General features: G+C 63.6%; 10 protein-coding genes and 2 pseudogenes. 3 read left to right on the forward strand and 9 right to left on the reverse strand.

What is annotated here, in order from left to right; translation table 11 throughout:
- The 3 genes and pseudogenes from ACW8PS_RS05970 to ACW8PS_RS05980 form a co-directional block, all read left to right on the forward strand.
- Positions 1-855 (forward strand): annotated as a pseudogene (locus ACW8PS_RS05970) (F0F1 ATP synthase subunit alpha); the annotation flags it as partial.
- On the forward strand, positions 852-1,748 hold the full coding sequence (locus ACW8PS_RS05975) for a F0F1 ATP synthase subunit gamma (protein ID WP_491526399.1): 897 nt from the start codon (positions 852-854) through the stop codon (positions 1,746-1,748). The pseudogene ACW8PS_RS05970 and the gene ACW8PS_RS05975, both read left to right, overlap by 4 nt.
- Before the next feature lie 27 nt (positions 1,749-1,775).
- A pseudogene (locus ACW8PS_RS05980) lies at positions 1,776-1,949 on the forward strand (transposase); the annotation flags it as partial.
- Positions 1,950-2,001: 52 nt separating this feature from the next.
- Here the strand turns inward: ACW8PS_RS05980 and hypE are convergent.
- The 9 genes from hypE to ACW8PS_RS06025 all read right to left on the reverse strand — a co-directional run.
- Entirely contained in the window at positions 2,002-3,012 is a 1,011-nt protein-coding gene (gene hypE / locus ACW8PS_RS05985) for a hydrogenase expression/formation protein HypE (RefSeq protein WP_491526400.1), read from the reverse strand.
- Positions 3,009-3,206 (reverse strand): hypothetical protein, encoded by a 198-nt coding sequence (locus ACW8PS_RS05990; protein ID WP_491526401.1) that lies wholly within the window; start codon positions 3,204-3,206, stop codon positions 3,009-3,011. The genes hypE and ACW8PS_RS05990 overlap by 4 nt, the downstream gene beginning before the upstream one ends.
- A 147-nt stretch (positions 3,207-3,353) precedes the next feature.
- A complete protein-coding gene (gene hypD, locus ACW8PS_RS05995; protein WP_491526402.1) occupies positions 3,354-4,475 on the reverse strand; it encodes a hydrogenase formation protein HypD in 1,122 nt (373 codons plus the stop codon).
- Positions 4,472-4,816, reverse strand: coding sequence for a hypothetical protein (locus ACW8PS_RS06000; RefSeq protein ID WP_491526403.1), 345 nt, complete (start codon positions 4,814-4,816; stop codon positions 4,472-4,474). Before ACW8PS_RS06000 ends, hypD begins: the two co-directional genes overlap by 4 nt.
- The gene (locus tag ACW8PS_RS06005) at positions 4,809-5,054 is read right to left on the reverse strand and encodes a HypC/HybG/HupF family hydrogenase formation chaperone (RefSeq protein WP_491526404.1); all 246 of its coding nucleotides are present in this window, start codon (positions 5,052-5,054) and stop codon (positions 4,809-4,811) included. Before ACW8PS_RS06005 ends, ACW8PS_RS06000 begins: the two co-directional genes overlap by 8 nt.
- A 110-nt stretch (positions 5,055-5,164) precedes the next feature.
- Entirely contained in the window at positions 5,165-5,632 is a 468-nt protein-coding gene (locus tag ACW8PS_RS06010; protein ID WP_491526405.1) for a hydrogenase maturation protease, read from the reverse strand.
- The gene (locus ACW8PS_RS06015) at positions 5,625-6,914 is read right to left on the reverse strand and encodes a Ni/Fe hydrogenase subunit alpha (RefSeq protein WP_491526406.1); all 1,290 of its coding nucleotides are present in this window, start codon (positions 6,912-6,914) and stop codon (positions 5,625-5,627) included. The genes ACW8PS_RS06010 and ACW8PS_RS06015 overlap by 8 nt, the downstream gene beginning before the upstream one ends.
- Entirely contained in the window at positions 6,907-7,674 is a 768-nt protein-coding gene (locus tag ACW8PS_RS06020) for an NADH-quinone oxidoreductase subunit B family protein (RefSeq protein ID WP_491526407.1), read from the reverse strand. Before ACW8PS_RS06020 ends, ACW8PS_RS06015 begins: the two co-directional genes overlap by 8 nt.
- A 3-nt stretch (positions 7,675-7,677) precedes the next feature.
- The coding region (locus ACW8PS_RS06025) for an FAD/NAD(P)-binding protein (RefSeq protein WP_491526408.1) at positions 7,678-8,432 on the reverse strand (755 nt) is incomplete at its 5' end.

Here is an 8,432-nt window from a genome sequence, read left to right on the forward strand (position 1 = left end):
CGCTGCATCGTGGTGGTCGCGGGGTCGGCCAGCGCGCCGGGGCTGCAATGGATCGCGCCCTTTACCGGCATGACCATGGCGGAATATTTCCGCGACCGGGGCCAGCATGCGCTGGTGGTGATTGATGATCTGTCCAAACATGCCGCGACCCACCGCGAAATTGCCCTGCTGACCCGCCAGTCGCCGGGGCGCGAGGCCTATCCGGGCGATGTGTTCTATGTCCATGCGCGGTTGCTGGAACGGGCGGCGAAACTGTCGGCGGCGCGCGGTGGCGGCTCGTTGACCGCATTGCCGATTGCCCAGACCGAGGCGGGCAATCTGAGCGCCTATATCCCGACCAACCTGATTTCCATCACCGATGGGCAGATCGTGCTGGATTCGGCGCTGTTTTACGCCGGGCAGAAACCGGCCGTCGATGTGGGCGTCAGCGTCAGCCGGGTTGGCGGCAAGACCCAGGCCCCGGCGCTGCGCGCGGCGGCCAGATCGCTGCGGCTGGACTATGCGCAGTTTCTTGAGATGGAGATGTTCACCCGGTTCGGCGGCACGCCCGAGCCGCGCGTGCGCCAACAACTGACCCGAGGGGCCCGGATACGCGAGGTTCTCAAGCAACCCCAGCACACACCGCTGCGGCTGTTGGATGAGGTGGCGCTGGTGATGGCGCTGCAGGCCGGGCTGCTGGATGATCTGGATGTCGATGTGGTGGCGGGGTTTCGCGCGGCGCTGGCGGGGGCGCTGGACGGGGCCGGCTGTTCGATTGATGCAACGGGGGCGATCAACGCGGCACAAGGGGAGGTGATACTGTCGGTGGCGCGCGACCTTGCCGCATCCGGGCCAACATCCGGGACCGCCCCATGACGGACCGTCTGTCAGAGATTTCCGAACGGATCGCGGGGGTTCGCCAGTTGAACAGCGTCGTCGGGGCGATGACCGGCATCGCCAGCACCCGCGCCCGCACGGCGCGCACGCAGATCGCCGCCGTTGATCGCTATGCCGCCACCGTCGCCGCCGCGATGGGGCGCGTCAGTCTGGCGGGTTCCGGGGATGGGCGCGGGCCAAAGGAGGTTCGGGGCAAATTGGCGCTGGTGGTTTTCTGCGCCGAGCAGGGCTTTGTCGGGGCCTTCAGCGACCGGGTGCTGGATTTTGCCGGGGATGATCTTGCCGCCGCAGATATCTTTCTGATCGGCACCAGAGGCGCGGCAACGGCGGCAGAGCGCGGCATTGCGCCGCTGTGGCAGGCGGGGTTGCCGTCGCATTCGGCCAGTATCCCGAAATTTGCCGACCGCCTGGTTCAGGTTGTTCTGGATCATATGGCATCGGGCAACAGCTCTGCCCTTGCCGCGATCCATACGGTCTGGCGATCCGGCGGGCCGCATATCAGACGCAGGGTGCTGTTTCCGGCCGATCCCGCGCCGCGATCCGATGCCGCTGTCCCGGTGCCTGTTTCTGCGCCAATTTCCGCGCCGCTGACAAATCTGCCGCCGCAGGTGTTGTTGAAAGACCTTGAGGCAGATTATCTGCACGCACAGCTTTGCAATGCGGCCTTGCACGCCTTTGCCTCTGAAAATGAGGCCCGGATGAGCGTAATGGCCTCGGCGCAGGCCCAGATCAGGCGAGAGCTTGAGACGCTTGAAGCCACGCAGCGTCGGGTGCGCCAGGAAGCGATAACCGCAGAGATCATCGAAATTGCCGCCGGTGATATGGCGAGCAGGCATTCAGAACAGGCGGGTGCCGACAAATCACCGCCGTGATCGGTGCTTGCGGGCCGGGCCCCGGGCCTGTTTCGCCTACCGCTCCGGCAGGGGATTGGCCTCGTTGAAAAGCCTGTTGAAATTGGCTGATCCGGACTGGCCAGTGCCCGATAGCAGCACGCCTGGTCGATGTCAGAAAAACCTGACAGTGGCGATCCCGTATCGCGGCCCGAGGGGGCGCTGCACCTGCTGATCCCCTCTTGGTCATGGTGGCCCGGCGCGGATAAAATCGGGCAGCCGCGTTTTGCCGCGCTCAGCAGATCCGCGGCAACGGATCGTCCTCCAATTCGTCGAGCAGCCGTTCGCCACCGATTGAGGTCTTGAGGATAACATGGCCGCGCCCCTTGCGCAGGCTCCCGATGGCGCGCGCGTCCTCGCCGCCGGGCAACCTGCGCCACGCCGCCAGGATGCCATCGACCGCGTCGGGGGCCACGATTGCGACGACACGCCCCTCGCATGCCAGATAGTAAGGATCATAGCCAAGAATTTCGCAGACCGATCGCACGCCGTCGCGCACCGGAATCTGCGGCTCGGACAGGTGCACATCCATCAAGGTGGCCTGGGCGATTTCATGGGCGACGGTGGCAAGCCCGCCGCGCGTCGGATCGCGCATGAAGCGCATCGCGGGATCCGTGGCCAGCGGCAGGGTGAACGGGGTCACGGCCGCGCAATCGGAGATCACCTGGCCGGACAGCTCGAATTCGCCGCGCGCCAGCATGACGGCGATGCCATGATCGCCGACCGGGCCGCTGACAAGGATCGCGTCGTTTTCGCGGATGCGCTCGGTGCCCAACCGGCAGGTCGGTGCGCGCTGACCGACGCCGGTGGTGGTCAGATACAGCCCGCCACCCTCGCCACGCGGCACCACCTTGGTGTCACCCGCCACCACCCGGATGGCGGCCGCCCGCGCGGCGCGGGCGAGGTTTTTCACGATCCGGTCGAGCAGCGCAATCTCCAGCCCCTCTTCGATGATCGCACTGAGCGTCAGATAGCGCGGTTCCGCGCCACTTACGGCAAGGTCGTTCACGGTGCCGTTCACGGCCAGCGACCCGATATCGCCGCCCGGAAATTCCAGCGGGCTGACGGTGAAGCCGTCGGTGGTAATCACCGTATCCATACCCGGATCGAGATATATCGGGGCTGCGTCAAGCGCCACGTCCAAAGACGGATTGCCAAGATGGCGGACAAATATGCCGTCAATCAGGTCGCGCATGAACCGCCCGCCATTGCCATGCGCCAACGAAATGTGCCGATCCCGTATCATGTCATCCGGGCCTCCGAACGTGCCTGATCTGCCCGATGGGCGTGGATGTATTCGATGGCCTGGCCGAAGGCCAGGCAACCGTCATTCGGCGCAATGATCCGGTTTTGCAATATCCGAATTCCCGGCCCGGCCCGATGGTCGCGCGGATCGTCATATCCGGCGCGGCACCCGGCACAGATCGCAAAACCGGACATCGACCTTTTGATCCGGTCATGGGGCCGCGACCGGATGATCGTGTGACGCGGCCGGCATTGCGTGCAGTCGGTGAATGGATAGCGGTGGCACCGTTGCGACGGTGGCGGCATCTCGGCGATGCAATCGGCGCGGCAGCCTGGGATATTCTATCGGGCATCAGACCTGCCTTGTCTGATTCCGGTCGCCCACCAGATCCGGCAGGCACCTTCGTCGGAAACCATGCATGGGCCGATCGGATTGCGCGGTGTGCAGGCCTTGCCGTATAGCGCGCATTGGTCGGGATAGACCTTGCCAAGAACCACGCGGGCGCAATCGCAACCCGGCGGCATTTGGCCGGCGCGCTTGCGCGCTGCATCAAGGTTCAGGTCAAACCGCTTGAGAGCGTCATGCCCGGCAAGCCGCGATTTCAGCGCAAACCCCGAGGCAGGAATGGAGCCGATGCCGCGCCAGTTTGCATCGACCACGTCCAGCGTCTCATTCAGCAGATTTTGGGCGGTCGGATTGCCCCCCGGCCGGACCACGTCGGAATAGCAATTGTCCAGAAAGGCCCGCCCGTCCAGCCGCTGCCGAAGCACGGAATACAGTGCGGCCAATATGCTATCGGCCTCGAAACCCGCGACCGCGGCCGGGATGCCGTGGGTGGCGGGCACGAAGCCCCATTCCTGCGGCCCCATCACGGTCGCGACGTGACCCGGCGCGATAAGGGCGTCAAAGCCCGCCTCTTCGCTGGCCAGCAGCATCGCGACGGCAGGCCAGGTCAGACGGGCCGAAAGCAGGATCGACAGGTTTGTTGGCAGACCTTCGGCGATCATTCCGGCGATCGGCGCGGTCGTTGTCTCGAACCCGGCTGCGAAAAAGACCACCTCTCGGTCCGGGCTGGTCTTTGCGATCCGCACCGCCTCGGTCGGGGATGCGATCGGGCGAACATCGCCGCCCGCTGCGCGGGCCTGTTCGAGGGTGCGCGGTTGCCGCTTTGGGGCATTGGCGGGCACGCGCAGCATGTCGCCGAAAGAAACCACCGTGATGCCGGGGCGCATCGCAAGTTCGATTGCGGCATGGACATCCTCTTCGGGGCAGATACAGACCGGGCATCCGGGCCCGGGAATCAGCTCGATCAGGGGTGGCAAAACACCGCGCAATCCGGCCATCGAGATCGAGCGTTCATGCCCGCCGCAGACATTCATGACGCGGATGCGGCTGTGCAGCGGCAGCGCGTGGATGCGATCGAGCCATGCGCGTGCGCGGCCTGGATCGGCTGCAATCGTCATGATGCGACAGCGGTGTTCGGGGTGCCGCGGCGGGCCATGCGCGGGTGCAAGACCGTGCCCGCGCGAAGCGACCGGAGCCTGGCATCCAACCGGTTGAGCCACCGTATCAGCAACGCCCGCTGGTGTCTTGAGACCGCAAAGACGGCGGCGTCGGCCACCGCAATACGATACTTGTCGCCAATCGCCGCGATGGTTGTTTCCGCAAGGCGCATCCTGCCGGACCCGGGCGGCACCATCAGATTGACGGCAAGGGTGGCGCGCGCGTCAGAATATTCGCGGTTACGGGCGGCGGCGTGATCGACCTCCGACAGCGGGTTTTGGCAGATTGCCAGCTCAAGCATCCCGATCCGCCTTCGCCTCAGGCTCAAACATTTCGTCATAGATATCCCAGGCGCTTCCTGCATCTGCGGGGGTTATCTTCTGGATGGCATAGCCGACATGGACCATCACATGGTCGCCGGCCTTGATATCCTCATGTTGCAGCAGGATCAGGCTGACCGTCCGGCCTATTCCCTTCGCTTCACATTGGGCGCGAAAACCATCGCGTGATTTTATGACCATGGGAACCGCAAGGCACATTTTTCGCTCCTTATAGCGCGGCGCGCTCTAGCTGCTACCTGAGTAGTTCATGTCACCCAGGCGCACAATGATCGGGGTCAATCGCGCCGGGCGCATGATACCGCATGGTTTCAGGCGCGCTCTGTCGTCGACCCCGAGGCCAGTTCGGTCACCAGTTCCCGCGCCGTTTGTTCGACACAGGCCGTCAACCCGATGCCGGCACCAAAGTCTTTTCCTTCAATGCCATAGATCCAGAGCCGGTCCGGCAGCAGGCCAAGCGCGCGTGCCGTTTCCACCGCCTCGGCAAGGCCGAAACGGTGCGTTGAATAATGGAACATGTCTGCGCGCAATGGTTCTGCGCAGGCGTCGAAGACGAACAGATTGCCCGGTGCCGCGCCGCTTCTTGTGGCGTCAACAAGGATGATATCGTCATGCTCTTCAAACAGATCGAGCAGCCCGGTTCCGTCGCCCGCATGGCTGCGCGTCGCGCGCCCGGCCGCTTGCAGCGTTTCGGCCACCCAGGGCCCGACCCCGTCATCCATCCGGAACCGATTGCCGATGCCCACGATCAGCGGCAATTCCGCGGCCCGGTCAGACATGATCCACCGTCAGTTTCAGAAAATGCGTGGAACATGAGATGCAGGGGTCGAAATTGCGGATGGTCTGTTCGCAGCGCCATTTCAGCTGTTTGTCCGACAGGTCAAGATTTGCCGCCACCACCCGCGCAAGATCGGCCTCTATCTGGGGCTGGTTTTGCGATGTCGGCGGCACGATCTGGGCCTGCGCGATCCGCCCTTCGGTGTCCAGCCGGTAGGAATGGTAGCAAAGACCGCGCGGCGCTTCGGTGCAGCCATGGCCTTCACCCGCGCGGGGCTGTGTCGGGATGAAAGCCGGGTCGGGCGGCACATAGGCGCGCGCCAGTCGGGCCGCTTCCTGGCAGGCATATTGCACCTCGATCAGGCGCACCAGAATGGATTTGAACGGGTTGCGCACGACCCGCCCAAGCCCGGCCTCGCGCGCTGTTGCCTGACATTCCGGCGTCAACAGGTCGAAATTATTGGCATAGCGGGCCAGCGGGCCGACAAGATAGACCGAGCCGTCGCGCATATGGCCATGAAGCGCGGTGGAATGCGCGACGTGGTCCTCCCGGAAATGCGCGTTGAAATCCTCGACCGCGATGTTCAGGCCTTTGGAGGATCCGATCCTGCCCTCGATGATTGGATAGCGTTCCGGGTGGATCAGCGAGACGAAGTGATAATCGAATTCATCTTCGGGAAAGTCGAAACCGGCGAAGTGAAGGGCAAGATCACGCGCTGCCTGAGCGCCCCATTCCAGTTCCGCGATCAGGGCGTGCACTGCCGCGCGGTCCGGCGCGCGGTAAAATCCACCGACCCGAGTGTTGACCGGATGGACGGCGCGGCCGCCAATGCATTCCATCACCGAATTGCCGAGCTTCTTGAGCCGCAGGGCTTTCTTGACCAGGTCGGGATGGGTTTGCGCGATCTGGATGGCATCATCAAGGCCAAGAAAATCCGGCGCATGCAGCAAGACCGCATGCAGGACGTGGCTCTGAATCCACTCGCCACAATAGATCAGCCGCCGCAGCTGGTCGATCTCGGGCGATACCGTGACATCCAGCGCCATTTCGATGCTCGCGCAAGAGCTCATGATATACGCGACCGGACAGATGCCGCAGATCCGCGAGGTGATGTCGGGTGTCTCATGGGCATCGCGGCCGCGCAGAAAGGCTTCGAAAAAGCGCGGCGGCTCAAAGATACGAAACTCGACCTTCTCGATTTTGCGCCCGTTGAGGCGAATATAAAGCGCACCTTCGCCTTCGACCCGCGCCAGGGCATCAACCTGAATGATCCGTTCAGTCATGCGAAAGGCTTTCCTTGTGAAATTCCGGCGCGCCTGCGTTATAGCTCCGGTAGAGATCGCGCAGCGCCGCGCTCGGCAAGCCCAGTTCAAGCAGCTGCGCCGACAGCGCTGGCGGGTTGGGGGATTCCTGCGGGCCGAAACAGCCATAGCAGCCGCGCCCATGCGCCGGGCAAAGATTGCCGCAGCCGGCCTGAGTTACCGGCCCCAGGCAGGGCGTGCCGCTGGCGACCATCACGCAGACCGTCCCGTTCAGCTTGCATTCCATGCATTGCGAGACGCGCGGTATATGCGGCTTGCGCCCGGCGAGGGTGGCGGTGATCAGTTCCAGCAACTGATATTTGGAAACCGGGCAGCCGCGCAGTTCGAAATCGACCGTTACATGATCGGCGATCGCGGTCGAGGTTGCGAGCGTTTCGATGAATTCCGGCCGCGCATAGACCGCGCGGGTAAACTCCGCGACATCAGCGAAGTTTCGCAACGCCTGAATGCCGCCCGAGGTTGCGCAGGCACCGATCGAAATCAACGTCCGGGACTGGTCACGGATGTTGCGGATACGCTTGGCATCATGGGGTGTCGTGATCGAGCCCTCAACCAGTGAAATATCGTAGGGGCCTTCGGAAACCGCGCTGGTCGCTTCGAGGAAATGCGCGATATCGAGCGCCTCGGCGATCTCCAGAAGTTCGTCTTCGCAATCCAGAAGCGTGAGCTGGCAGCCATCGCAGGACGCAAATTTCCAGACTGCAAGAATTGGGCGCGCCATAGGTCAGATCTCCTTTTCGGCCATCAGCGCCGCGACCCGATCATAGCGGAACACCGGCCCGTCACGGCACATGAATTCGGGTCCGAACTGGCAATGACCGCAAAACCCGATGGCGCATTTCATGTTGCGCTCCATCGAAATCCAGATGCTGTCCTGCGGCACGCCGCCGCCAGCCAGGCTTTTTACCGCGAACCGCATCATGATCTCGGGGCCACACAGGAAGGCGGATACATTGGATGGGTCCAACCCGGCAAGAACCCGGTCAAGACAGGTCGTGACGACGCCAACCCGGCCGGTCCAATCTGCGCCTGCATGGTCGACGGTCACTTCGATATCGGTGTCAAAGCGCGACTTCCACATCTTGATTTCATTGGCATAAAGAAGATCCTGCGGTGATCGCGCGCCATAAACCAGCGTCAGGCCGGCATAGTCCTTGCGGTGTTCCAGCACATGGTAGATTGCCGGCCGCAATGGGGCGAGCCCGAGCCCGCCGGCAACAAAGACGATATGGTGCCCGGTTTCAGCCGCAATCGGCCAGCCAGCACCGAAGGGTCCGCGAACGCCCACCATGTCACCATCTTCAAGCGCGCTCAGAGCCGCCGATACGGCACCCACGGACCGGATGGTGTGAACAAGGCGGTCCGGCCTGGCCGGATCGCCGGAGATCGAGATCGCCGCCTCGCCGATGCCGAAGGCATAGAGCATGTTGAACTGGCCCGGTTGGAACCCGACCGCGGGCCCGTCCAGCGGTTTGAGCT

This window comes from Alterinioella sp. (genome assembly GCF_058343375.1).

What these genes read in the sequence shown, in the direction of transcription:
- ACW8PS_RS05975 (WP_491526399.1), top strand. Translation starts at nt 852, where the DNA reads ATGACGGACCGTCTGTCAGAGATTTCCGAACGGATCGCGGGGGTTCGC.
- hypE (WP_491526400.1), bottom strand. Translation starts at nt 3,012, where the DNA reads ATGATACGGGATCGGCACATTTCGTTGGCGCATGGCAATGGCGGGCGG.
- ACW8PS_RS05990 (WP_491526401.1), bottom strand. Translation starts at nt 3,206, where the DNA reads ATGTCCGGTTTTGCGATCTGTGCCGGGTGCCGCGCCGGATATGACGAT.
- hypD (WP_491526402.1), bottom strand. Translation starts at nt 4,475, where the DNA reads ATGACGATTGCAGCCGATCCAGGCCGCGCACGCGCATGGCTCGATCGC.
- ACW8PS_RS06000 (WP_491526403.1), bottom strand. Translation starts at nt 4,816, where the DNA reads ATGCTTGAGCTGGCAATCTGCCAAAACCCGCTGTCGGAGGTCGATCAC.
- ACW8PS_RS06005 (WP_491526404.1), bottom strand. Translation starts at nt 5,054, where the DNA reads ATGTGCCTTGCGGTTCCCATGGTCATAAAATCACGCGATGGTTTTCGC.
- ACW8PS_RS06010 (WP_491526405.1), bottom strand. Translation starts at nt 5,632, where the DNA reads ATGTCTGACCGGGCCGCGGAATTGCCGCTGATCGTGGGCATCGGCAAT.
- ACW8PS_RS06015 (WP_491526406.1), bottom strand. Translation starts at nt 6,914, where the DNA reads ATGACTGAACGGATCATTCAGGTTGATGCCCTGGCGCGGGTCGAAGGC.
- ACW8PS_RS06020 (WP_491526407.1), bottom strand. Translation starts at nt 7,674, where the DNA reads ATGGCGCGCCCAATTCTTGCAGTCTGGAAATTTGCGTCCTGCGATGGC.